At 60.1% G+C, this 24,620-nt stretch carries 15 protein-coding genes and 9 pseudogenes; 11 read left to right on the top strand and 13 right to left on the bottom strand.

Going from position 1 to position 24,620, the window contains the following annotated elements; translation table 11 throughout:
- Window positions 1-30: 30 nt before the first annotated feature.
- A pseudogene (locus JEY66_RS43645) lies at window positions 31-618 on the bottom strand (recombinase family protein); the annotation flags it as partial.
- Complete coding sequence (locus tag JEY66_RS45250) at window positions 569-868, bottom strand: recombinase family protein (protein WP_026193387.1); 300 nt, start codon at window positions 866-868, stop codon at window positions 569-571. The gene JEY66_RS45250 and the pseudogene JEY66_RS43645, both read right to left, overlap by 50 nt.
- Before the next feature lie 528 nt (window positions 869-1,396).
- Between JEY66_RS45250 and tnpC the strand changes: the two genes are divergently transcribed.
- Both tnpC and JEY66_RS43655 read left to right on the top strand, forming a co-directional pair.
- On the top strand, window positions 1,397-2,992 hold the full coding sequence (gene tnpC / locus JEY66_RS43650) for an IS66 family transposase (protein ID WP_209911844.1): 1,596 nt from the start codon (window positions 1,397-1,399) through the stop codon (window positions 2,990-2,992).
- A gap of 23 nt (window positions 2,993-3,015) precedes the next feature.
- Window positions 3,016-3,135 (top strand): annotated as a pseudogene (locus tag JEY66_RS43655) (IS5/IS1182 family transposase); the annotation flags it as partial.
- 571 nt (window positions 3,136-3,706) lie between these two features.
- Here the strand turns inward: JEY66_RS43655 and JEY66_RS43660 are convergent.
- The 4 genes and pseudogenes from JEY66_RS43660 to JEY66_RS43675 form a co-directional block, all read right to left on the bottom strand.
- Complete coding sequence (locus JEY66_RS43660) at window positions 3,707-4,498, bottom strand: YopT-type cysteine protease domain-containing protein (protein ID WP_026193388.1); 792 nt, start codon at window positions 4,496-4,498, stop codon at window positions 3,707-3,709.
- Window positions 4,499-5,506: 1,008 nt separating this feature from the next.
- Window positions 5,507-6,677: pseudogene (locus JEY66_RS43665) on the bottom strand (IS3 family transposase).
- Window positions 6,678-6,913: 236 nt separating this feature from the next.
- Complete coding sequence (locus JEY66_RS43670) at window positions 6,914-7,933, bottom strand: IS110 family RNA-guided transposase (RefSeq protein WP_018273734.1); 1,020 nt, start codon at window positions 7,931-7,933, stop codon at window positions 6,914-6,916.
- Between the two features lie 597 nt (window positions 7,934-8,530).
- Window positions 8,531-9,277, bottom strand: a pseudogene (locus JEY66_RS43675) (IS3 family transposase); the annotation flags it as partial.
- 72 nt (window positions 9,278-9,349) lie between these two features.
- On the opposite strand from JEY66_RS43675, the gene JEY66_RS43680 reads away from it, so the two are divergent.
- On the top strand, window positions 9,350-10,399 hold the full coding sequence (locus tag JEY66_RS43680) for an IS110 family RNA-guided transposase (RefSeq protein WP_018273737.1): 1,050 nt from the start codon (window positions 9,350-9,352) through the stop codon (window positions 10,397-10,399).
- Between the two features lie 239 nt (window positions 10,400-10,638).
- Here JEY66_RS43680 and JEY66_RS43685 read toward each other — a convergent pair.
- A pseudogene (locus JEY66_RS43685) lies at window positions 10,639-10,896 on the bottom strand (transposase); the annotation flags it as partial.
- Between the two features lie 241 nt (window positions 10,897-11,137).
- Here JEY66_RS43685 and JEY66_RS43690 point away from each other — a divergent pair.
- Both JEY66_RS43690 and JEY66_RS43695 read left to right on the top strand, forming a co-directional pair.
- Window positions 11,138-12,055, top strand: a complete 918-nt coding sequence (locus tag JEY66_RS43690; RefSeq protein WP_018273739.1) for a TauD/TfdA dioxygenase family protein — start codon at window positions 11,138-11,140, stop codon at window positions 12,053-12,055.
- A 207-nt stretch (window positions 12,056-12,262) separates the two neighbouring features.
- Complete coding sequence (locus tag JEY66_RS43695) at window positions 12,263-13,327, top strand: IS630-like element ISRj1 family transposase (RefSeq protein ID WP_026192128.1); 1,065 nt, start codon at window positions 12,263-12,265, stop codon at window positions 13,325-13,327.
- An 839-nt stretch (window positions 13,328-14,166) separates the two neighbouring features.
- Here the strand turns inward: JEY66_RS43695 and JEY66_RS43700 are convergent.
- The 4 genes from JEY66_RS43700 to tnpA (JEY66_RS45640) are packed head-to-tail and all read right to left on the bottom strand — an operon-like array spanning window position 14,167 to window position 16,935.
- A complete protein-coding gene (locus JEY66_RS43700; RefSeq protein ID WP_063712394.1) occupies window positions 14,167-14,817 on the bottom strand; it encodes a UPF0149 family protein in 651 nt (216 codons plus the stop codon).
- A complete protein-coding gene (locus JEY66_RS43705; RefSeq protein WP_026193390.1) occupies window positions 14,814-16,109 on the bottom strand; it encodes an IS66 family transposase in 1,296 nt (431 codons plus the stop codon). The genes JEY66_RS43700 and JEY66_RS43705 overlap by 4 nt, the downstream gene beginning before the upstream one ends.
- 50 nt (window positions 16,110-16,159) lie before the next feature.
- Window positions 16,160-16,516: an IS66 family insertion sequence element accessory protein TnpB gene (tnpB, locus tag JEY66_RS43710; protein ID WP_018273742.1), complete on the bottom strand. Its 357-nt coding sequence runs from the start codon at window positions 16,514-16,516 to the stop codon at window positions 16,160-16,162.
- Window positions 16,513-16,935, bottom strand: a complete 423-nt coding sequence (gene tnpA, locus JEY66_RS45640; RefSeq protein ID WP_018273743.1) for an IS66-like element accessory protein TnpA — start codon at window positions 16,933-16,935, stop codon at window positions 16,513-16,515. Before tnpA (JEY66_RS45640) ends, tnpB (JEY66_RS43710) begins: the two co-directional genes overlap by 4 nt.
- A gap of 162 nt (window positions 16,936-17,097) precedes the next feature.
- Here tnpA (JEY66_RS45640) and tnpA (JEY66_RS43720) point away from each other — a divergent pair, with 162 nt between their 5' ends.
- From tnpA (JEY66_RS43720) to JEY66_RS43735, 4 genes and pseudogenes are all read left to right on the top strand, one after another.
- Complete coding sequence (gene tnpA, locus JEY66_RS43720; RefSeq protein WP_018273744.1) at window positions 17,098-17,493, top strand: IS66-like element accessory protein TnpA; 396 nt, start codon at window positions 17,098-17,100, stop codon at window positions 17,491-17,493.
- Window positions 17,490-17,639, top strand: a pseudogene (gene tnpB / locus JEY66_RS43725) (IS66 family insertion sequence element accessory protein TnpB); the annotation flags it as partial. The gene tnpA (JEY66_RS43720) and the pseudogene tnpB (JEY66_RS43725), both read left to right, overlap by 4 nt.
- A 289-nt stretch (window positions 17,640-17,928) precedes the next feature.
- A pseudogene (locus tag JEY66_RS43730) lies at window positions 17,929-18,691 on the top strand (IS6 family transposase).
- Window positions 18,692-18,738: 47 nt separating this feature from the next.
- Window positions 18,739-19,470: an IS4 family transposase gene (locus tag JEY66_RS43735; protein ID WP_390894020.1), complete on the top strand. Its 732-nt coding sequence runs from the start codon at window positions 18,739-18,741 to the stop codon at window positions 19,468-19,470.
- A 349-nt stretch (window positions 19,471-19,819) separates the two neighbouring features.
- Here the strand turns inward: JEY66_RS43735 and JEY66_RS43740 are convergent, their stop codons facing one another.
- A complete protein-coding gene (locus JEY66_RS43740) occupies window positions 19,820-21,019 on the bottom strand; it encodes a hypothetical protein (protein ID WP_141382228.1) in 1,200 nt (399 codons plus the stop codon).
- 251 nt (window positions 21,020-21,270) lie between these two features.
- Here JEY66_RS43740 and JEY66_RS45645 point away from each other — a divergent pair.
- Window positions 21,271-21,444: pseudogene (locus JEY66_RS45645) on the top strand (transposase); the annotation flags it as partial.
- A gap of 572 nt (window positions 21,445-22,016) precedes the next feature.
- Here JEY66_RS45645 and JEY66_RS43750 read toward each other — a convergent pair.
- Window positions 22,017-22,206: pseudogene (locus tag JEY66_RS43750) on the bottom strand (IS66 family transposase); the annotation flags it as partial.
- Between the two features lie 1,105 nt (window positions 22,207-23,311).
- Between JEY66_RS43750 and JEY66_RS43755 the strand changes: the two are divergent.
- A protein-coding gene (locus JEY66_RS43755) for an IS3-like element ISRj2 family transposase (protein ID WP_086023025.1) occupies window positions 23,312-24,441 on the top strand; the annotation gives its coding sequence in 2 pieces (ribosomal slippage) (window positions 23,312-23,564 and window positions 23,564-24,441; 1,131 coding nt in all).
- The last annotated feature ends 179 nt before the right edge of the window (window positions 24,442-24,620 follow it).

Genomic DNA, 24,620 nt, shown 5'->3' on the forward strand with positions numbered 1-24,620 from the left:
ATATCGATCTTTGACGACGATCCGCCACTCCTCAATCGGCCGCGGAGCCTTTTGCGGCAGGGCGCCCTCCCGCTTCGGCGGCTGGAAGCGGGTTCGTCCATAGACGAAGGCGCCCGCATATGCGGGGTTCTTCAAGACGGCCGCCACCGCAGCCAGCGTCGCGCGGGTCCAACACAAATCGCCATGCCGATCACGACGTGGCAGTTCGAGGTCACGCTCGTTCAACGCCCGCATCACCTTGGCAACGCTGCGCAATTGCAGGAACAGCTGGAAGACGAGACCGAGCCGCCCTTGCACGGCTATGTCGGGATCCTTAACGACCACGCCGCTCGGGTCCCGCATCAGCCCGATTGGCAGCATAACCGCAAGTTCGCCGCGTTCGGCTTTAGCCAGCAGGCCGGCGGTCAGCCGGCTGCGGATCGTATGTAGCTCAAGCTCGGAGATCGAACCTTTCAGCCCGAGAAGCAACCGTCCGTTGGGAGTGCCCGGATCATAGACACCATCGCGGTCGGCGATCAGACAGCCACGCAGACCACAGATATCCAGGAGCGGATACCAGTCGGTACAATTACGCGCCAAGCGAGTCGCGTCGATCGACAGGATCGAGCCCCACTTCACTCAGGCCAAGACGGCCAACGACTTCTTTGAAGCCGTTACGATGCGCTGTAGACGCGCCGCTCAACCCGAGATCGGCGTCAATCACGTCGATGGCCGCTTCACGCCATCCGAGTTCGCGGGCGCGCTTGCGAAGCGCGTATTGAAGGCGCAGGCCCTCCTGATTGCTTACGACCTGGTGGGGCGTCGACTGCCGGATGTAGACTACGGCTTTGCGCGCCAAGTGGCTTGGTGTGACCAACTCGGACTTCATGAGGGATCTCCGCCAAAATCGCGGCGACGTCTTCGACGATCTGGCGTCGGAGCGCGGGCGTCAGCGTCGACCAAAGATCGGCTGGATCCATGCTCATGTGCCTCGGAACAATCCGCTGTCGATAGAAGCTCGAGTAGAGCCTCCATACTCAGCTTAATCTGATTTGCTTCTTGTCCATAATATTCGATTGCGGTTGCCTGAATTAGGAGGCTGCTTCCCGTGCGAAACTCAACTTCATACGAAGCGGGAATGCCTCGGCCTCGCTGGCCGATCTTCCTGATCACTCGAAATGAGCGGCCGTACAATGGATGGTGGGGGTCCCGAACTTCGATCACCTCCGGAAATGATTCGTCAGACTCACTATTGGGGACATTCCTCAATCCCCTCGGTCGATGGGATGGACTGGAAGCGGGTCCGGACCGCGGCGGTCAAGCCGCCGGAGATTGTTGGGTAAAAGCGCTGCGGCGAAGTGAATCAATGAGCTGAAAGGGCAAGAGAAACGGAGCAAAATGTGCTCTGGTCGGGTCAATGACGCCGCCGCCCGATCTCAGCCTCCCGAATGACATAGAGACGCTGAAGGCCATGGTACTTGCCATGGCCGAGAAAGCGGCCCGCGCCGATGCCCTGGAGAGCGAAGTCGCCGATCTGAAGGCGCGCAACGCCGACGCGGATGCGCGCATTGAGCGGCTGACGCAGATCCTGAAGGCCTTCGACCGCGCCCGGTTCGGCCGACGATCGGAAAAGCTCGGCTCGGCGAACGGCGATGATGAACAGCAGGCCTTCGTCTTCGAGGAGATCGAGACCGGCATCGCCGCCATCAAGGCCCAGGTCCGCAAGGGGCGTGCGCAGGCGGATGGCAAGCGTGCACCGCGTCGGCGCAAGGGCTTTGCGTCCCATCTGGAACGGATCGAAACTGTCATTGAGCCGGAAGAGCTGGCTGAGCATGCCGGCAAGCAGAAAGTGCTGATCGGCGAGGACGTGTCGGAGCGCCTGGATATGGTGCCGGCGAAGTTCCGTGTGATCGTCACGCGCCGTCCCAAGTACGCGTTCAAGAACGCGGACGGCGTGATCCAGGCGCCGGCCTCGGCCCACATCATTGAAGCAGGCATTCCGACGGAAGCGCTTCTGGCCCAGATCGCCGTCGCCAAATATGCCGATGGCCTGCCGCTCTACCGGCAGGAGGCTATCTACGCCCGCGACAAGGTCGAACTCGACCGCCAGTTGATGGCGCAATGGATGGGCAAGCTCGGCTTCGAGCTGGAGATCGTGGCCGACTACGTCTTCAGCGAGGTCAAGAAGGCCGAACGGGTCTTTGCCGACGAAACCACTTTGCCGACGCTCGCTCCGGGCTCCGGATCGACAAAGACGGCCCATTTATGGGCCTATGCCAGGGATGATCGAACGTTTGGCCGCAACGGTCCCCCGATGGTGGCTTATCGCTTCGAAGACAGCCGCTCCGGTGAATGCGCGGTCCGCCATCTCAATGGTTATCGCGGAATCCTGCAGGTGGATGGCTATGCCGCCTATAACAAGCTCGCGCGATCCGATCGCGGCAATGATTGCATCACATTGGCTGGCTGCTGGTCACACTGCAGACGCAAGTTCTACGAGCTGCATGTTGCAGGGAGCTCAGAAGTGGCAACGGCGACGGTCGAGCGGATGGCGAAGCTCTGGCAGATCGAGAAAACGATGCGCGGTCAAAGCCCCGACACTCGCGTTGCCGCGCGCCAGCAAGCCTCCGCGGCGATCGTCGCAGATCTCTTCGATCTCTGGCAGCAGACCTTGCGTCGGATCTCCGGCAAATCAAAACTGGCTGAGGCGATCCGCTATGCCGTCTCGCGCCGTGCCATCTTCGAACGATTCCTGACCGATGGTCGCATCGAGCTCGACTCCAACATCGTCGAACGCGCCATCAGACCGCAAACAATTACGAGAAAGAACAGCCTCTTCGCTGGCAGCGACGGCGGCGGACGAACCTGGGCAACCATCGCGACACTGCTGCAGACAGCGAAAATGAACAACGTCGATCCGTTCGCCTGGCTTAGCCTAACGCTTCAGCGCATTGCCAACGGCTGGCCGAGCAGCAAAATCGACGCGCTTATGCCATGGAACCACGCCGCCTGAACGGCCTCAGCTTGCCGCTTACCGTCGAATGCTGCTGCTCCAAACTCAAGCAGTTCCGCCGCGTCGCCACCCGCTTTGAAAAGACCGCTCGAAATTACCGCGCCGTTGTCGCTCTCGCGGCCACCATCCTATGGCGGCGATAAGTGTGCACACCACCTAGACCATCCGAGGAGTTGCTGCCTCGTCGTCGTTCGAAGTTAAAGCGCAGATGAGGGCAAATCATGGATGCTACTCGGCAGGCGGGCCGCGGAAACATGGTCCATCAATCGCCTGCTCTCAGCGAATGCGGGACGATGCCGCCAGCGACGCGGCCGCAACGACAATCGCTCTCACCTTCTATTCTCGCATATTGGCACACGTCGAAAGTGAGCCGGTCTGCTAACTGAATGAAATTGCTCGGATGCCGACCGCGAAAGCCGCGACGGCCATTACGCGTGCCTATCCCGCGCTCGAACGACGAGGCAGACAGAAACGTGCTGATCTGGGGCGACGCGAGTCATCACTGAGCCGAACCGCGCCGGCTGCACCATAGTCTGCCCGATCTGGGGCTATCAAGGCGCCGCCATCCGCTGCCGGAGCGCATGACATGACGATCGAGCTCGCTGAAACAACCCCGGCCGTATCCTAGAAGCGGGCCTCAAGTCTTGCTGTCCAGAATTCCGATCCTGTTCGCCTACGGACCGAACGGCAAGCCCGCATCAGGCTCGCCCGGCGTCATCGTATCTTTTGTGTGGTGATTGTCGACAAATGCAGCCCATTAGGGTTCCTGTAACGATTGGCAAGACTTTCGAACAATGCACCCATCTCGCCTGATGGAACGGTAAATTCTCCATAGTTAGGATCGAAGAGCGTCGTGCTTCCGTTCGACGCCGATGTCGCAACCGAGTGCCTTGCACGTTCGGCGAAACCCAAGCTGAGCAGATACTTCGATCCATCATCGGTGATTTTGTGCAGCATGCTCGAGAAGCTCGTAGGATCGCCGAACGTGTATGTGTTCCCTTTCTTGGATGCCTCCAAGCCCGCGCCGTCCTTCAACACGGTGGCTTTTGCCTTAAAATTGGCGTCAGAACTTTCCGCTCCCTCGTTTCGCGACGATTTCAAGAGCTCCTCATACTGCTCCTGGAGCCGAGCCGCTGAGTGGTGCCCGTCCGATCCGGGCACTAGCGCATTCATTCGGGATCTCGGGCTGTTCGGGAGATTGCTGAGCCACCCTGCGGTCAGCCCAACGCAGATGTTATCTGCATTCGCCTGCGGCAATTCGGCCGTGCGGTATTGGAAAAGGGAGGTGCTCGGCCTCGCTGGAGAGGATGCGCTGGGGGTGGCTGGATCCGAGGCATATGGCTTACTGGCGCAGCACCCCATTTCATCGGGCAGATCCCCGTGCGGCAGGTCCATCTGCAGCGCGAGATCGGCAAGCTTTTCCTTAAAGCTGTCGCTGTTTACCGACTGGCTCGGTTCGTAAGGTTGGCTAGCACCTGTGGATGAATCACTGATTCGGTTGTACATGGCGTTTGGCCTTCCCTTGCCGTACGTTTCGTCGCAGTGAGTTAGGGCCGCTTAGGCCCTGCTGCGAATGATGATCGGGCAAGCTGACGGCGAGCTGACGAGTAGGTGTTGCCGAGCTTAGAAAGCAACCTTTGCGCGGCCTCAACATCTTACAGAGTCAAGGTCAGTTTTCGGGCGATGCAAGGGAGTTTCGACCCAGCAGGCTGTTGAAAAACGCGCTCGCCACGGACCCGCGAGCCTGATTCATTGTCCATGACGAGATCATCGGAGCGTTGAGGATACGGTCGCCATGTCTCGCACTCTGTCGACGCACCGTGGATTGCGTCCAGCGCCAACGTGTGCCTCGTCTCCTTTCAGGGCTAACCACCCATCTGCGCCCGCCTTCCCAGCGCGGTGAGGGTCCAGACGCGGGCGGCATGGTGACCAACCAATCCTGGTAGGTGCGCCGCGGGTCTTTCGGAGGATACAATCCGGCGGCAAGCCCGGGGCTGTCCTGCGGGCAGGTCAGTGTCGCAAGCTGAGGCGTTGGCTAGCCGTTGGAGTTGCCGGCGCGCGTGGTATGGATAGCGCTTGCGGACACCGCCAGCGCCGGGTCACCGCCGCTAACTTCTCTGGCAGCGCCCGCGCTGCTTCAGTTGGGTGCGAGATAAATATCGTCTCGACCAGCAGGAGAATTCGGCCATAAAGCTTGAATTCGGAATGTTGCTCCGGAGCGGACACCCGGATAATCCTGGCGCTGCTCGTCTCCCAACTAGCGGACCATCGCTTAGATAATTTCTAGAAACCACCTAAGGGTTTATAGACATGGCGCCAATCTCACTGCGACATCGCGAAAAAATGCCCTCGCTGTGTGCTAGCCACCGCGAGTGGGCATGAACGGGTCAATGCGCACGAAGTCCAGCATCTTTGACACTGCTGGGACTGCAAACACGAATTGGTCACGGTCGTCACTTCTGATGAAAAGGCGCCGTCAGTCACTAAGATCACGATTGACCTTGCCCCCAAATTTTATCCATTCCTGAGTTCGCCCCGGTCGTTGGATTTGCCCATTTGGGCGGTGGTAGCGACGGGAGCTGGCGCGGAGCCCTCAGCATAGCGCAGCGCCAGATCCCGGCGCGGGTGATAGGTCATGGCGAACTCGGACGGGGTTTTCCATCCGAGCTGCGAGTGTGGGCGTGTGTCGTTGTAATCGGCCCGCCAGCATCCGAGAGCCATGCGAACCTGGCCAGAGACGTGAACAACGTCTCGTTCAGGAGTTCGTCCCTCAAGCGCCCATTGAAGCTCTCGATGAAGGCGTTCTGCATAGGTTTGCCCGGCGCGATGTAGTGCCATTCGACGCCGCTGTGATCCGCCCATGTCAGAATCGCGTTGCTGGTGAGTTCGCTGCCGTTGTCGCTGACCACCATCTTCGGCTTGCCGCGCTCGATCGTCAGCCGGTCCAGTTCCCGCGCCACGCGGATGCCGGAGAGCGAGGTGTCGGCCACCAGGGCCAGGCACTCGCGGGCACAATCATCGATGACGGTCAGGATGCGGAAGCGGCGGCCGCAGGTCAGCTGATCCGACACAAAGTCGAGCGACCACCTGTCGTTCGGCGTTATCGGAACCAGCATCGGCGCCCTGGTCCCGATCGCTCGCTTGCGGCCGCCACGGCGGCGTACCGTCAGCTTCTCTTCCCGATAGAGCCGGAAGAGTCTCTTGTGGTTGATCAGATAGCCCTCCCGCTTGAGCAGAACATGCAGCCGCCGATAGCCGAAGCGGCGGCGTTCATGGGCAATCGCCTTCATGCGCTGGCGAATGCTGGCATCGTCAGCCCGGGTCGTCCGGTATCTCATCGTCATGCGGCAGCAGCCGATGGCTTTACACGCCCGCCGTTCGCTCATCCCGAATGCCTCTCGCAGATGGACGACAGCTTTCCGTTTCCCGGCGGGCGTCACCACTTCTTTCCCAGGAGGTCTTTCAGCGCCGCGTTGTCCAGCATGGCGTCGGCCAGGAGCCGCTTCAGCTTCGTGTTCTCGTCCTCCAGCGTCCTCAGCCGCTTGGCCTCGGAGACATCCATCCCGCCGAACTTGGCCTTCCATTTGTAGATGCTGGCGTCGCTGACGCCATACTTGCGGCACAGATCGACGACCGAAACGCCGGCCTCGTGCTCCTTCAAAATCCCGATGATCTGCTTCTGTATTCGGTCTGCTTCTGTATTCGGTCTGCTTTTGTCAATCCCTTAAGAGCGCGTGCCGCGGGTACCTTGCTTCTGTTCGTGGTCGGCAAAGCCGCCACACGATGGGATTCGGTTGAATGGTCGGTTCAAGCTCTTCGGCGTAGTCACCCGACCTGGAGGGCGGACGCCACGACAGATCATACGAACTCGACCATCCCCACGCCCCGCGACGGGCGTCTCTTGGGATGACGATGGCGTCCTTACGCCACCGCCGTCCATCGGAATTCGGTTCCATCAACCCACATTCGGTGAAGGACGACAGCCATCTTTCTGGCCAGCGCGACCTTCGCACGCTTGCTTCCTTGCCGGTGGGCAACACGCACCGCCCAGGCCTTCATCGGAGACCATCGGGTTGATGGCCTGAGAACGACGTTGGCAGCTTCGAACAGGGCTGTGCGCGTCTCTCCATCTCCGACTTTTGTGATCCGTCCCACCCGATCAACCTCGCCAGATTGGTATCGCCGGGGCGTCAACCCGAGATAGGCGCCGACTGATTGGGAATGCAGGAATCGCCTGGGATCGTCCACAGTGGAGCGGAAAGTCAATGCAGAGACCGGGCCGATCCCTGGCATCGTCATCAAGAGCCGACAAGCCGGGTCACTGCGCACGGCCTTCAGAACCAGACGATGCAGTCGGGCGTACTCCCGCATCAGCGCTTCGCGTCCGGCAAGCAGTGGATTCATGATCGCCTCCAGCAAGGCGTCATCGCCGACCAACTCACGAACTCGCGCCGCGAACAGAGTCCGCGAGACGATTCCGACTTTGAGACCGAGCGGACGCAGAAGTCCGCGGATGACTTGCTCTGTGGCAGCGATGGAGCGGATGATATGCTTGCGAGCCGCGGCCAGCGTCCGCGCCCTTTGGCTGCCGATGCTCTTGACGTGAACAGGCTTGAACCATCCCGTTCTCACCACCTGCGCGATCCCACGGGCGTCATTCCGATCGGTCTTCACCGGCATGGCCGAAAGCGCCGCCTTAACTTGGCGGGCTTCCATACTGACGGCCGGCAGCCCCAGTTCGATTAGATTTGCGGTCAGCCATTCTGACGTCGGTCCTGCCTCAAGGCCCACCCGTTCAACTTGACCAGCCCATGGTTCGAGGTACTGCACAATCGATGGCGCGTCCGCCAACGTCGTTCCCTCCCGGATAAGCTTTCCGGTCTCGTCCACCGCACATACCGCAACGGAATTCAGCGAAACATCGAGGCCGACGTAGATCATGACGTTTCTCCTTCGGATAGAGTTGGTCCATGATCGTCAGTCAAAACGTGCCGCGCAGCAAATAGGTTAGGCGATCGGGACCGAATACCCCATCTCTTCCGAAAAGCGGCTGCGCTTCATGCTCTGGTCCTTGTCGTGGGCCAGAGCGAACTTCAAACTGGATTAAGCCCGTGGGGCAAGGTCAGCGCTCTTGAACAGGGTGATAACAACACACGAATTTTCCGCGACAAGCACCTTGGCTCGTTTTTTATGGGCGGAACGTTTCGTTCGGCAGCTCTGTTGATTGCGCCATTATCGGCTATAGGACATTCCCGGGGCAAAGCACGGGTCATTGCAGCTACCGCTTGAGACCATTTTCGATGGATAGCTATGTTGATCTCGGGGTCCAGGCCGGCGGCCTCTTGCGCGAAATCTTCGAGGTGAAGTCGCGCTGCGAGCGGCAGTCGCTCTACACAGAAATCGGGTAAGTCGTGGTTCACGACGTACCCGGAATGGCTAAGTGGAGCCTCTGCCGGGGTTAGGCCGCCATGCGAATAGGCGGCGAGGTGAAGTAGGCTTGATCCGGAGTGCCGCCGTCAAGGCTCGAATGTGGCCGGCGCGCCAAGTCTCCACCTTTTCCCGCGCGTCCGCAAGCGACAGGAACCAATGGGCATTGAGGCATTCGGCCCGGAAGCGGCCATTGAACGCTTCGATAAAAGCATTATCGGTCGGTTTGCCCGGGCGTGAGAAGCTCAGCGTGACGCCGCGCTGGTAGGCCCAGAGGTCGACGTCACGCGACACGATCTCGCTGCCTTGGTCCACGCGGATCGTCGCCGGGAAGCCCACTTCGTTGCAAACCCTTTCCAGCACCTCGACAACATCGGTGCCGCGGAAAGTGAGCCGCGGCTCCAAGGCGGGCGAGAAGCGGAAGAAGATATCGATAATCGTGAGCACCCGGAGCTTGCCACCATTTGCCAGCTGGTCATGAACAAAGTCCATCGCCCAGGTCTCGTTGGCGCGCGTCGCTGGCCTGCGGTCATCGCGCAGCTTGGCCTTGACCCTCCGCTTCGGCGATTTATTGCGCAATTGCAGGCCCAATTCGCGATAGATGCGACGGGTCTTGTTCTGGCCATGACGCCATCCCTCGCGGCGGAGCAGGACGTGGACGCGGCGATAGCCGTAGCGAACGCGAACATGGCAGATCTCCTTGATCCGTGCTTCGAGGGCGGCCTGGCCGGAGCGGCGAGATTTGTAGTGGTAGGTCGATCGATCGAACTCGAGGGCCTCACAAGCCTTGCGGATCGAGACCTGCCACTCACCACAAACCTCATCGACGAGCTTGCGCTTCCGACCAGGCCTCATAGCTAATGGGATGGTCTGCCCCGCCGAACCCGCGCATACTGCGCGGCGAGTTTTCGACCGAGAAAGGACCAGAAAATGTTGCGCAACAAGCCTCAGCCCGCCGCTGTGTTCGGCATCGATATCGGAAAGAATGTTTTCCATGTCGTAGCAACCGACGCAGGCGGTAGAGTCATTCAAAAAGTAAAGCTCCGCCGCGACACACTTTTGCAGTTCTTCGATGCCGCGCAGCGTACGGCCGTCGCGATGGAGGCTTGCCCAGGCTCCCAATGGCTGGCACGCAAGTTACAACAGCTCGGGCACGTGGTCCGAGTGATTCCTGCGCAGTTCGTGAAGCCCTACGTGAAGTCCAACAAGAACGATATCATCGATGCGGAAGCGATCGCCGAGGCCGCCACCCGACCCGCGATGCGCTTTGTTGAGATCAAATTGGAAGCCCAGGTCGATATCCAGGCGCTGCACCGCATCCGAGATCAGAAGGTTGCCCTGCGAACTCAGCTCGTCTGCCAAATGCGGGCGTTTTGCCTCGAATACGGGATCGCAATCCATCAGGGCATCGGCAAATTCAAAGCCGACTTCCCTCGCGTATTGACCGACGAGGGCAATGATCTGACGCCGATGATGAGGCGCACGCTTCGTCGGCTGTTCGAGGACTTCGGGCACGTCGAGCACCGCATCGCCGAGATCACACGTGAAATCGAGGCTTTGGCGGCGAGTGACGAACGAGCGCGGCGGCTCATGACTGTTCCCGGGATAGGCCCACTGGTGGCGACGGCATTCGTCGCGAGCGCCGGCAATGCTAGTCAGTTCCGAAGGGCCAAAGACCTCGCCGCGTGGCTTGGGTTGGTCCCTCGCGAACACTCAACGGGTGGTAAGACGACCCTCCTTGGGATCAGCAAAAGAGGCAATCATTACCTCAGACGGCTGCTGATTCACGGCGCAAGGTCATGCGTCATGCATCTGAACCGTACTTCCGATCGCCTGGGTTCGTGGTTGACCGGCCTCGAGAAGCGCATGCATGCCAACAAAGTCACTGTGGCCCTGGCCGCAAAGATTGCGCGGGTGGCCGGGGTCATCCTCACGCGGCCCGGCTCGACCTACGAGCGGCGGCTTCCCGCATTCCCGTAGGGCCCGGGCAGCAGACTGCGAGGTTCGAGGTAGTGATGACGAGACGGTTGATCGGCGCCGCGTAAGCCCTTCGCCGAAAACGGGCCAGTGCCCGATTAGCTATCTGGGAACGCGGCGTGCTGATCTCATCATGGCCTGGCTGCAACCGCAGCCCACTCGCGAGAGGCCGGATACATTTACGCAGACTGTCGAGGTCGGATCGCCCAAGAGCCTTGCACAGGCGGGGCAGACCATACATTTCGGCGGATCACGTCCTGCAGCATCTCCTTGTCGAGCGACAGATCGGCCACCAGCTTCTTCAGCTTGGCGTTCTCCTCCTCGAGCTGCTTCAGCCGGCGCATCTCGGTCGGCAGCAGACCGTCATACTTCTTCTTCCAATTGAAGTAGGTCGCCTGGCTGATCCCGGCCTTGCGGCAGATCTGCGCCACCGCGCCCCCGTCGCTGCCCTGCTTGAGAATGAACGCCTTCTGGGCGTCCGAAAACTTCGAGGCCTTCATCGTCGTCGCTCCTCCCAGCCGAGGGATTTATGCAGCGCCAACTCTAGCCAAAAATGGTCCAGTTTGCCGGCCTCAGATCACCCTTCTGGAGGAAATACGCACTGGCAGGTCACATTGCATTTTGATGGGTACGATCAACCACCAGGAAAGGTAGCTGCAATGAAAATAGAGACATGAAACAGTATGTACCAAAAACAACAACACGACCAACAAATCATCTAGCCATTTGGAGAATGCTGCCATGAGTGAGCGGGCTTTGATCGATAGCGTCATTTCACCTGCCGATATCGTCAAACGCTCGGGGCGTATAGGCGCTGAAATACTGAATATCAAGCTGTCGGGCGATTTGCCGGAGCAGACCATCGCTGCGATCAACGGTCTGATGCTTGAATACAAGGTCATCTTCTTCCGCGAGCAGGCTCATCTGGACGACGTCGAACAGGAACGCTTCGCGTGTCGCTTTGGGAAAGCTCTCCCACCGACTCCAACGGTGAGTACTCTCAAGGGAACGATTTCGATGATCGAGATTGATGCGGTGCGCGGTCTCCGAGCTGACTGTTGGCACATCGATATGGCCTACATGGAGGCCTATCCCAAGATTTTAGTGCTCCGAGGCGTTGTAATTCCACCAACCGGCGGCGACACGGTATGGGCAAACACCACGACCGCATATCTCGATTTGCCGCCGCCGCTGCAGCGGCTTGCCGATGACCTCTGGGTTGTTCACAGCAACGCGTTCGATCCCGCTATATTTCCTCGGCCAACCGAAGCTGACAAGAAGCATTATGAAAAGGTCCTTAAAGCGAGGCTCGAGACCGAGCATCCGCTCGTACGTGTTCACCCCGAGACCGGCGAGCGTGCGCTAGTACTCGGCATGTATGCGAAACGCTTTGTTGACGTGCCGAAATATGACGGCCAGAGGCTGTTCGATTTATTCGAGTCTCACATCATCGCGCCCGAAAACACACTGCGCTGGAATTGGAGGCAGGATGACGTTGTGATCTGGGACAACCGAGCCACCATGCATTATGCGGCCAAGGATTACGGAGACCAGCCTCGCCTTGTCCGTCGCGCGGCCATAGACGGTGAGGTGCCCATCGGCGTTAACGGCCGGCGCAGTGTAGCGCGCGTCAAGCAGCAGTCAGGGAATGTCGTCTAGCTTATGCGCAAATTTCAACAAAATCGGTAGAAATTGGTGAGCTATGTCCTCGCATGAATGTATCCGAACCACGGCACTTCAAGAATACAGTTTTGATCCAAAATCCCGCGAGTTCATTAACTCACGGCGCGCGCCCGAACTTAGTTGCGCATCCGCGTGATCTAGTACCCACTTTTCTTGGAACGTGAGTCGTGATTCAAGGTCGGGATGATACCCGAAGCAAGAGAAGTCCACCTTTCGAGGAAAGATCGCAAGGTGCTTGAGGCGTGCTGTCGCTCACCGGTGACGTTGCAGCGCGATTTGAAGCGGGCGCGGATAGTTCTGTTGGCGGCGGATGGGCGCAGCACCCGGTCGATCGCCAAGGAAGTTGGGGTCCAGCCGCGGATTGTCAGCCTTTGGCGGCATCGCTATGCCGACCATGGCCTTGAAGGGCTGCAAGACAAGCCGCGGCCTGGCAAGCAGCCGATCTATACGAAGACGACCGACAAGCGGATTCTGAAGCTGCTGGATAAGCCGCCACCGCAAGGGTTTGCGCGCTGGACCGGCCCCCTGCTGGCCGAGGCGCTGGGCGATGTCGATGTCCAATATGTCTGGCGGTTCCTGCGCAGCCACAAGATTGACCTGGTGGCTCGCAAGTCCTGGTGCGAGAGCAACGACCCGAACTTTACGGCCAAAGCCGCCGATGTTGTCGGCCTCTATGTCGCGCCGCCGGCGAAGGCCATTGTGCTGTGCGTGGACGAGAAGCCCTCGATCCAGGCTTTGGAGCGAGCGCAGGGTTATCTGAAGTTGCCCAATGGCCGCGCCTTGACCGGCCAAAGCCACGATTACAAGCGGCATGGCACCACAACATTGTTTGCGGCGCTCGAAGTCGCCACCGGAAAGATCATCGCGACCCATTCAAAACGCCGGCGCCGCGTCGAGTTTCTCGATTTCATGAACAGCGTCACCGCGGCTTTTCCGAACCGCAAGCTTCACGTCATCCTCGACAACCTCAACACCCATAAAAAGAACGAGGACTGGCTCAAGGCCCACCCCAACGTGCAATTTCATTTCACGCCGACAAGTGCGTCATGGCTCAATCAGGTCGAAGTATGGTTTTCCATCTTGCAGGGGCAGTCGCTCAGCGGCACCTCCTTCACGAGCCTCAAGCAGCTTCAGGAACACATCGATGCCTACGTCAACGCATACAACGACAGAGCCGAGCCCTTCGTCTGGACCAAGAAAAAGGTCCGTCAACGCCGTTTCAAAGGCCGCCGTATCACTCAGCTCTGATTCCGGGTACTAGCCCCCAATGAAATGCTTGCTCAACGAAATTGCTGCTCTGGAGCATTTTTCCACCGGAATGTATCTGAGGTGATTCCTTAAACGGCGCGAGTCAGATGCAGGGGCCATATGTATGACCAAGGTGCTTTCCGTTGATCTTCACCAAAGGGTGGTAGCTGCGATTGACGGGGGCTTGTCCTGTCGACAGGCGCGCCGAGCGTTTTGGCGTCAGCCCGGCCAGCGCGATCCGTTGGCGCAGTCGCCTCAGGGTTGGCGATTTCGTTACTAAAGTCCAGGGCTACGACCGCAAATCGCAGCGCATCGAAGCACACGCGCAGCTAATTGTGGAGGCGATGACCGCGAAATATCACGCTCGCCGGATGCGAGAACGTTTGAAACGTCGTAGAATATCGGCCGGCATCGCGTCGCTCTTGCGCTTCTTTAACCGCAGAAGAGTCACGTTTAAAGAAGATAGCACACGCCACCGAGCAACGGCGCGGAGATAGATGCTGCGCGTGAGGAGTGGTTCGAAGGGCAAGTCGATCTTGACCCTAAGCGCCTCGTCTTCATCGACGAAAACAGTGCGAATAGCAATCGCGCCGCTTGTCTAACCAGTCCGCTGGATGGCGACGCTTCCTGACCTATGTCGAACGATTGCTCTCCCCCATCGCTGCCGCCGGGCGACACCGTCATCATGACATGCCGTCGAAAAAGTTCGCTATCCAACCCAGCTCCGCTTCCGCTACCGCCGACATCGGAGTGGTTTCCGGCGAACCACACCTGCTGCGTATCCCTCCATTGTAAACGGTACGAGAGGCCCACGGAGCCACGGACTTGGTGCGGACGGCCTACGCACCGCGCTTGAAGCGTATAGGCATCCAGAACTGCCGGAGGGCCTCGACGGTTGCTGGAATGTTGCGCCAGGCGTTTTGGATGATGGGCTGCGTTCCCAGCGTGCGCCGGGCCGGGGGTAGCAAGGGTCGACCGGCGTCGTCGATGCAATGGACCAAGATCGGCCGCAGCATAAGGTGTTCGGTTCCATTCGGGGGGAGAAGCCGCGACCAGACGAGAAGCCGAAGCTTCATGACGGCGTAGAAGCCCATGCACCAGGGCTGCGGGTCGACTTCGCCGTCCGGTGATCGCACGAACAGCGGCTCGAAGCTCTCCGGTCTCGTCGACAGCGTCTCGCTGATAGCGTTGTGGCGCATCAGCGTGGCGGCGATTGCCGAGAACTCCTCGGTGTCGTGATTGAAGGCGTCGGGATCTACGCCGAGGAGCGGGCACACCCATTCCTCGGACGCCATCGAGACCGGCCCGGCGACGACCGCGGCCACCGCGCCATCGAGCATGGAGAGCGACGTCGCCCGCGGATGCCGAAGCGTCGGCGACCTGGCGCGCTTGCTGATCCATTGCCCGAGCCGTTCGAACGACATGGCATAGTCCGCCATCGTCGTCTTGCGTGCTTTTCGCGTTCCCCGCCCTTGCTTCGGCTTCGTCATGCCACGGCCCGCTTTTCGGCTTCGCGTGCGGCCTTCCAGTTCCAGGCCAGAAGTTCGTGAAGCTGGTTGGTCTTCGTGGCGCCGCTCACCATGCGATCGAGAACGTCGACGAGATACGCCTCGGGGTCGAGGCCATTCAATTTCGCTGTGTTAAGAAGCGAAGCGAGTATCGCCCAGGTCTCGCCCCCGCCTTCGTCACCACTGAACAACGAGTTCTTTTTTCCGATCGCAATTGGCCTGATCGATCGTTCGACCGTGTTGGTGTCCGGCTCGAGCCGCCCGTCATCCAGGAACGTCGTCAGGCCCTGCCAGCGTTCGAGCATGTAGTCGATCGCCTTGATGAGCGTCGAGCGGCGGGAGATCCCGTCCTTCACCGCGATCAGACGGGCCCTCAACGCCTCCATCAGCGGCTTCGTCTCGGCCTGTCGCGTCGCGCGGCGTTCCCCAGCATCGAGACCGCGGATCCTCTCCTCGATCGCGGCCGGCCCCTTCCACGCCCGATCGTCCGTCGCGTGCGCCCAGAACTGGCAGATCCTCGTGCGGCCGCGTCCCGGATCGAGCACTGGCATCGGCGTCTCGTCGCAGAACAGCCGCTCGAAGCCGTGCATAGTCTTCAGTTGCAGATCGTAGAGGCCCCTGACCAGCCACGCCGCGCTCCCCATCCAGCGCGCCAGCGTCTGACGGTCGACGACGACACCCTGACCCGCCAGGATCTGCGTCTGGCGATAGAGCGTCGATTGCCAGGCATATTTGGCCGCGGCGATATGCGCGATCAGCGCCGTCGTTGCCATGCCGCCCTCGACGAGCCGCGCCGGTGCCGGGGCCTGGACAATCGGGCCCTCACAGGAGCGGCAGGCGTATTTTGGACGGATCGTGCGGAGCACACGCAGCCACGCGGGAACCCGATCGAGCGCTTCGCTGCTCTCCTCGCCGATCCGATGCATCTGACCCGTGCAGCACGGGCACAGCGTGGACGCCGGCTCGATCACCCGCTCGACCCGAGGCAGATGCGCCGGCAGCGCGCCGATGTTGCGCTTCGCTTTGCGCCGCTCCGGCCGCGGCGCGTCCGGTTTGTCGTCATTGGCCGGGAGCTGTGAGCCGGCGGTCCGTTCCAGATCAAACGCGATCTGTTCGGCGCAGACGATCGCCGCGCGCTCCGATCGTGCGCCGAAGATCAGGCTCTTCAACGTGGCGATCTCTGCGCGCAGATCATCGTTCTCGCCTTCGAAAGCCAGCACCATCTCGGCAAGAGCCGCAGGGTCAGAGGGGAGATCTTCGGGGCGAAGCGCCATATCGCAGAGCTACACGAACGCACTCGCAATCGCCAGCAAAACAAGACGCTTCAGGCAACCTTCGTCGGCCGCTTCGTCACCTTCGGGACCACACGCGACCACTCCGCAAGACCTTCAATCAGCATCGCCAGTTGCGCCCCCGTCACCGGCATCGTACCCTCGCGAACAGGTGGCCAGGCAAAGCCCCCATTCTCCAGCCACTTCGTCGCTAGAACCATTCCCGAGCCGTCAAAAACCAGTAGCTTCAAACGATCCGATCGCTTCGATCGGAAGACATAAACGTCACCGCTGTAGGGCTTGCCGCCTAATCCCTCCGCTACCAGCGCGACAAGGCCATGAACGCCTTTACGAAAGTCAATCGGCTGCGTCGCGACGAACACACGGACCATTGGACCGAAAGAGATCATCGCGTCGATCTCACCGCCGCCAGCACGCGCTCCAGCGTCGCGGCGTCGACGCCGACGGGCACGCGCACCGTCGCGCCCGCGATCATCACCTCGATCCGCTCGGCCGGATCCGTCAGAACATGCGCCTTATCGATCGCGTTCGGCTGCGCCTCGACGGCGGCCTCGAGCCTGACTTGCACGAACTGCGGCGCTTCGCTCGACGCGAGCCGCGCCTGGCGCCGCCACACACTGAGCAGTCCCCGGTTCACCCCGTTGCGTCGAGCCACCTCGGAAATGCTCGTCTCCGGATCGGCACTCTCGGCCACGATCCGCGCCTTCTCCGCATCGCTCCAACTGCGCCGTCGCCTCTCCCCTGTGATCACCTCGATCCGCTGATAGGAGGCGGCATCATGCCCGTCTTGATGTCTGTCTTGATGCATGGAACGAGCGTCCCTCGCGTTGTCAAATCCACGCGCGAGTCTCGCTCATCCCGTCCACCTAAACGAGGTGGGGTCGTCGTACCGCTATCCCTCCATTGAGGGCCGCCTTGTTTGACGAACGCGAGCGCTGCAGGTCCTAGGGGTAATCCTAGGAGAAGCGCTATGACGATTTCGAGGGCGGAGGTAATCACATCGGTCGAGCGGCGGCGCCGATGGTCACAGGATGAGAAGGAGCGGCTTGTTGCAGCATCGCTCGAACCCGGCGCCAATGTTTCCGAGGTGGCTCGCGTAGCCGGGCTTCATGTGAGCCAACTGTTCAGGTGGCGTAAGGAGATTTGCAAGCATGGTGCAGCGAGCATTGCGCCGTTCGTGCCGGTCGAGATTGGGCCGTCTGTGCCGCCGCGGGAGGCGGCCGAAGTGCCGTTGGCGCCGGCGCGTCGGCGGAAGAGCCATGGCATCATCGAGATTGATCTGGGTAGCGGGCACCGCATCCGGGTCGATGGCGACGTTGATGGAGATGCGCTACGTCGCGTTCTCGATGCTTTGGTCCGCCGATGATCCCGGTTCCGACGGGCGCGCGAGTGTGGCTCGCGACAGGCTACACGGACATGCGCCGAGGCTTTCCGTCGTTAGCGCTCCAGGTGCAGGAGGTGCTGCACAAAGACCCGCTCAGTGGTCATTTGTTTGTCTTCCGCGGTCGCCGCAGCCAACTCTCGACATTCTACATACGGTTTTCGTTCCGCGACGATCACGTATCCTTGGCATCCGCTGTACGGGCGAACGCTCCAGGTGTCGCCATTCCGGCGCGGCAAGGATTTGACGTGCATCTACACGCACGAGCGACCGGAGCTATCCCGCGAGCTTCCGAACTGGATGTTCGATGAAGGCTACTGCGCCGGCATGACGCTCGGTTCGCCTGAGATCAGCATCGAGGGCCTCAACGGGTACCGTCAAGTTAACGAATTGGAGCGGCCGATGGGGTTGACGACGGGCATGCCGACCACCCGGGACCCTCTTTATCGCCGCCATCGCTTCTCGCCGGAAGTCATCAGCTATGCCGTTTGGTTGTATTTCCGGTTTCCCTTAAGCTTGCGCATGGTCGAGGAAATGCTGGCGGCGCGTGGCATTGGCGTGACCTATGAAACCGTGCGCCAGTGGGGACGGAAATTCGGCAAGCCGTTCTCCGATCGGATCCGCCAGCGCGCACCCGCTCGCGGTGACAAATGGCATCTGGACGAAGTCGTTATCTCGATCGCGGGCGAACAACATTGGCTCTGGCGCGCTGTCGACCAGAATGGCTTCGTTCTCGACGTCTTGATCCAGCGCCGAAGAGACTCGCGCGCTGCCCAGCGGCTCATGAAGAAGCTCTTGAAATCCGCCGGCACGCCGCCGCGCGTGATGATCACGGACAAGCTCCGTTCGTACGGCGCTGCAAGGGCGAAGATGGGCTTTCACGGCGAACATCGCCAGCACAAAGCTCTCAACAATCGGGCCGAGAATTCTCATCAGCCGACGCGGCGACGCGAGCGGATCATGAAGCGTTTCAAATCGTCCCGTCAGGCTCAACGGTTTCTGTCAGTTCACGATCAGGTCGCGAACCTTTGCCACATCCCCTATCCCGGAGCTGTCACCGCCGACTTCCGTCGTGCTTCGCGCGAGCGAGCCTTTGCGACTTGGCGCGAAATCTCCACGACAAGCGCTATCGCCGAATCTCGAACCTTTGAGAATCGCCTCCTTCGGCTCGGCGGTCGATTAAGTTGACGATGCCCGGAATTCAGCTTCAAGCGCGAGAAACCGGATCTGATTGGCTTTACGGGCAAGACGGCGGGGCGCACGCAGTGCGGCATCCTGATGCATTCGAGCCTGGCCGTGACGACCGATGGACTTCCGCTCGGCCTGGCCGCAATCAAGTTCTGGACACGCAAGAAGTTCAAGGGGACGACGGCGCTGAAGCGCAAGATCAATCCGACACGGGTTCCGATCGAACAGAAGGAGAGTGTCCGTTGGCTGGAAAATCTGCGGCAAGCGTCCGACCTTCTCGCTGCACCCGGACGATGCGTTCATATCGGCGATCGCGAGAGCGACATTTATGAGCTGTTCTGTCTGGCCGAGAAGATTGGAACGCATTTCCTGGTGCGAACCTGCGTTGATCGGCTTGCCGGGGACGGCAATCATACAATTGCCGATGAAATGGACGAGGTTACGATCAAGGGCCTACACCGGATCAAGGTCAAGAACGACAAAGGCGATCCGGATGAAGCACTTCTCGAAATTCGTTTCCGCAAGCTCCGAGTTCTGCCGCCGATCGGCAAGCAGAAGAAATATCCCGCACTCACTCTGACCGTGATCCATGCTCAAGAGCGGGGAACGCCGAAGCGGCGAAAGAAAATCGAGTGGAAGGTTCTCACCGATCTCCCGGTCCAATCGCGAAAGGACGCCATCGAGAAGATCGAATGGTACGCGCTGCGGTGGAAGATCGAAGTCTTCCATAAGATCCTCAAATCGGGCTGCAAGGCGGAGGGTTCGAAATTGTGAACCGCTGAGCGTCTGGTCAATCTGATCGCGGTTTTCTGCATTGTGAGCTCGCGCGTCTTCTGGATGACGATGCTCAATCGCTCCACGCCGAATGCGCCGCCGCAAACGGCGCTGACGGATTCCGAAATCAAGCTTCTCGATCATTTGGTCAAAGATCGGGGCGCCAACCGGCCACGGCTACGTCGAAACGAATGCAGAGATCGAAGAAAGATCGAAATTGACCTCGCGCGATTAAACGACCCATGATGTTGCCTCGGTCGCGGCGACCGGTTCGATGTTGGTCGGTAGAGATAGTCCCCGCCAGATCACAGTATCTCACCGCGTGCAAGGCGTTGCCCGCGCGGGCTGCTCACGGCGTGGCGATACGAGATTGCGGCGGCGGAACATACCGGTTACGGAAGAGGCGAATGTCCCGCGGTCCTCCCGGCCCCCTCACGACCGTATAGGACACACCATTGATGTCGATGCTCCTCTGCCGCCGGCTCGAACTTGGCAACAAGTCGCGCTCACGCAATTGGCGGATCAGAGGATCAGGTGCCGGTTGATCACGATGGACCCAGTTCGGGCCGACAACAGGCCCGAAATCCAGATTCCCGGAGTTATTCATTGGTCCTGTTGCTGCGCGATCCAGTCGCTGGCGATGGCGTAAAGGCTCGGCGGAAGACGATGGCCCGGCGGCTTCCTGATTCTGAAAGCCGAGTTCGCCGGCCGGATCCACAACAGACGGCCCAGGTTGCTCGCCGCGCTGAAGCGCGAATGCGTGGGCGAATTCGCGCAGCGTTGGGTCGTCGCTGCGTATTCTGTCACGGGAAGGCTCCAGTCGAGCCAACTCAAGGAGGGTGCGCTGGCGACGCAGGTTCTCCTCTGAAGCAGCGAAACTCAAGCTGTCACTAGTGTCGTCTCGGCTCTCCATGAAGTTCTCGAAACTGTCGATGGTGTCGCTTCGACGCCCCAAGCGCCCAGGCCCGATGGAAGGCGATGAAGCGGCTTGCTGACCTGGGATGGTCGGTTCACGGGCCCCATCATGCGGCACACGGCGAGCATCGTCAGGCAACGCTAGCGGCGATCGCTCTGCCGAAGCAACGGACAAGGCCAGTGGATGGGCTCCCTGCCTACTGCTGGCCAACCGCTCAAAGCACCACTGGCGATAATCGTTAATGTCAGCCTCTGAGGCAAAACCGCCCGATGAATCTAAAATGGCGTTGCGGTTGACAATGCCCTCAGAGCTGTCGCTAGCGAGGCCCTGTGACGGGTTGCGCACAAGGCGAGGACCGTCACCCAACGCGGACTCACGATAGGGGCGATTCATGCGAGAATCCGGGAGACCTTCCGGTGTCCCGGCCAGCACCGCGCGGAACTCCCGGGACATACTGCCCAGCGAATTGTCCACCCCGTTCGACGATTCGACCATTCTCAGCGCGCTTCGCTGCTGGCGAGAGTCCGTTGGACCGGCTGGTGGGGAAGCTTCCGTACTCGAACTCAGCATTTCTTCCTCTTCGACGATTATTGGCAAGCTGTGCGCAGCCAAAGCTCGCTCGATAGAATCCATGCCTCGTCTCCCGTTGAGAACCGCAGAGCCGGTCTTCTGATTCCGGTAGATTGCGAGGGCTTACCTTACAAGAAGCTGACGACCTCCGATGACAGAAAGCGGTGTCGGCCTTGAGGCGGCAGATGTGGGTAATTCAAAGCAAAGAGACCCCGCCTGGCGGAGTGGGTGAGCGATCGGCTATCGGCTGCTGAGTTTGTGAGCCGATGTGAGCTTCTATGTCTGCGCCTAGTTCTGGAACTAGAACCTTCCATATGATCGAAGCGGTCGCCGACCGTCTTGAGGGAGCGCCGCGTCAGCTTCGCCGACGCTGGTCGGACGAGGTCAAGGCGCAGGTTGTGACAGAGGCGCTGGAGCTTGGCGCGAGCGTATCGGCGATCGCCCGCCGGATCGGCATTCACCCGTCGCAGCTGTTCGCCTGGCGCCGTGATGCTCGGGCCGAGCGGCATTATCGCTCGCGGCCCTCGAGTTTGCGAGGGTGTGGTGGCTTCTGTGGCAGGCGCAGTGATCGAAATTGCGATTGGCGAGGTGGTCGTGCGCGCCGGCGTGGATGTTGACGAGGCGCACTTGCAGCGGGTGATCCGGGCGGTCCGTTCGGCATGATCCCCTTTGGTGTGAAGGTGTTCCTCGCCAGCCATCCAGTCGACTTCCGCAATTATGTGGAGCACGTGATTATGCAGAGTTGGCTGTAAGCTGATCGCAGTTTTTCCTTGCTATCAATAGCTTACACCGAAGCCGGAGGGTTCTGACTCAGCATAATTCGAGGTCTCCTTCGCTGTTTTAATGGCAACGAGAGGAGGCCGACGATGGCCAAGCCAAAACAAAGTCGCCGCATTTGTCAGCGCAGCATGGATGCGAGCGAACTCGCCCCGCTCGTAACGAGTTTGTGGCCGATCTACGGGCGCAGGGACATTCCTGCCTGACAGTGGGCGGCTACGAGGCTTCTGCTCGTCACTTCGCCTGCTGGCTCGTGAAGGCAGAACTCGCGATCGGCAATATTGACGAGGGTGCGCAAAGCAGAATGCCGGCGTGATCGGCATCGCTTTCTTTTGCGGGTCGAACAACGGCTCGAAGCCGCTATAGCAATCGGCTTGCAGGATGGCAGCGAAGGCGGCCAGATGCTTCTGGGGATGCGCGCCCCGTCGGTCGCTCGAGGCGTAATAGACCACAGCCGGCGGCGCCAGCCCACCGCCGGTCATCCCGCACATAATGAGATGGACGGTCCCCGCTCTGATAAGCTGCGAGAGTACCCCCAAGGAGGACAAGCTATGCCTATGATGACAATTGGGCTGGATATCTCAAAAAGTTGGTTCCAAATCCACTGGATCACAGAGGATGGGGAGATCGTTCGCAAGAAGCTTGCCCGTGCGAAGGTTCTCGATTTCTTTTCACGGCTCCCAAGTTGTTTTGTTGGTCTTGAGGCTTCCGTCGAGCTTCATGCTCGGCGATGGCACGGGCGCCGGCAAGGGCCGCCAGCATTATCCAGCTATTCACTGGTCGATCGGGTCACCTATATGTCGAACTCCGTTCAGCCCGCGGATCATGAACTTGAGGAAAGTCGTGCGAGATGGGCCGCGAAGTCTTGGTCCCTGTTGTGGAAATGAAAAGGACCAGCCAAACGCGATGCCTGTCACTTGATCTAGATCAGTGACGCGGATAGTGCCCCGTAGGGATCTCCGATCCGCCGGTGCAGCGCCGAGGTCAATATCGCGGAGACCATGATGCCTTCAATTTCCAACCAACCAGGATGGGACCCTTGGGAGGACACAGGCAATGGCGCCATCGCGGGCTGCGAGGGCCGAGCCATCATCTACGGTCATCTTGAACGACGCGCCGAACCACCTGAATCTGCCAGGCCAGTTGTCAGACCTCGCCGTTGACATGCAGGCCGGCGTGTCTGCGGAGGACTTTTAGAGAAGACTTCACACATATCGCCGGCCTGGGATGGGATCATGGCCGATCAGCTCCTGGTGCCTTGATCGGTTCACTTAGCAAAAAGGGGCTCCTACCGACGACGCCACTCCAGTCGCCTGATGAAGTAAGACAACACGCCTTCAACCTGGACGCCGCCGCCACCATTGCCCCTTTGTTCATCGAAGGCGGTCTCGGGACGCAAGAGATGGTGGTCCCGCCCACGGAAGTCAGTCCATGGCGTCCAAAATTTGCAAACGATCACGTAATTGCGGTCGGCGCTCGGGGCAGACAGCAGAGCTGGCCCCGCAAATTCGGACAGTAGCTTGAGTGGATTTTCTGCCTGACAGCGGCGAGGATTCTTGCTGCGAATCAGGAGCGAAGATGACGAAGAAGAGCCGCCGGACGCATTCTCCGGCATTCAAGGCGAAGGTTGCTTTGGCTGCGGTCAAAGGAGACAAGACACTGGCGGAGCTGGCGCAACTGTTTGATGTTCATCCGAACCAGATCACGATCTGGAAAAACCAGCTCCTGGAAGGCGCCGCCGGCGTGTTTGGGCATGACAAGACATCGGCCGAGACGCCGGTCGATTTGAAGGCGTTACATGCCAAGATCGGCGAGCTGGCGTTGGAAAACGATTTTTTGTCCGGCGCGCTCACCAAGGCGGGCCTGCTGAGCGCAAAGCGATGATCGACCGCGGTCATGATCTTTCTATCGTGCGCCAGGCGAAGGTCCTGAAGCTGGCTCGCAGCACGGTCTACTATGAACCTCGGCCAGTTTCGGCCGAGGACCTTGCCTTGATGCGTCGGCTCGATGAGCTGCATCTCGATTATCCCTTCGCGGGAGCGCGTATGCTGCGATCGTTGCTGCGGCGGGAGGGGGTATACGCCGGTCGCCGCCACATCGCGACGCTGATGAAGCGCATGGGGATCGAGGCGGTCTATCGTCGCCCGAACACGAGCAAGCCGGCTCCGGGTCACAAGATCTACCCGTACCTGTTGCGCGGATTGAAGATCGAGCGGCCCGACCATGCGTGGGCAATGGACATCACCTACATTCCGATGCGGCGTGGCTTCGTCTATCTCGCGGCGGTCGTCGATGTGTTCAGCCGACGGGTCCTGGCCCATCGCGTCTCGATCACAATGGAGGCGGCCTTCTGCGTCGAAGCGGTCCAGGAGGCGTTGGCGAAGCACGGCAGGCCCGAGATTTTCAACACGGATCAGGGCAGCCAGTTCACCAGCCTCGAGTTCACCGATGTGCTGCTGGACGCGAAGATCGCCATCAGCATGGACGGCAAGGGCGCCTGGCGCGACAACGTGTTTGTCGAGCGGCTCTGGCGCACGGTCAAATACGAAGAAGTTTATCTCCGCGCCTACGACAGCGTGTCCGAGGCGCGAGCGTCAATTGCCAAGTATCTGGCCTTCTACAATCAGGGACGCCCTCACTCGAGCCTTGACGGGCGCACGCCCGACGAGGCTTACTTCGGCACGCAAGCTATGGTGATGGCCGCATGACCGTCGCCGACGGTTTTGTCGTCGCTCTGGTCGGGCTACGCCCTCCCGACGCAACGACAAAACCGTAAAGCCCCGCGTTCAGCATAACCCGGCAGGAATCCACTTAAATCCAGCGGGGCGCTGTCCAAACAACCGGGGCCAGCTCTAGCTCCGTTATCGTCGAGCTCTCGCAATCAAGC

Source organism: Bradyrhizobium elkanii USDA 76, from assembly GCF_023278185.1.
GTDB lineage: Bacteria > Pseudomonadota > Alphaproteobacteria > Rhizobiales > Xanthobacteraceae > Bradyrhizobium > Bradyrhizobium elkanii.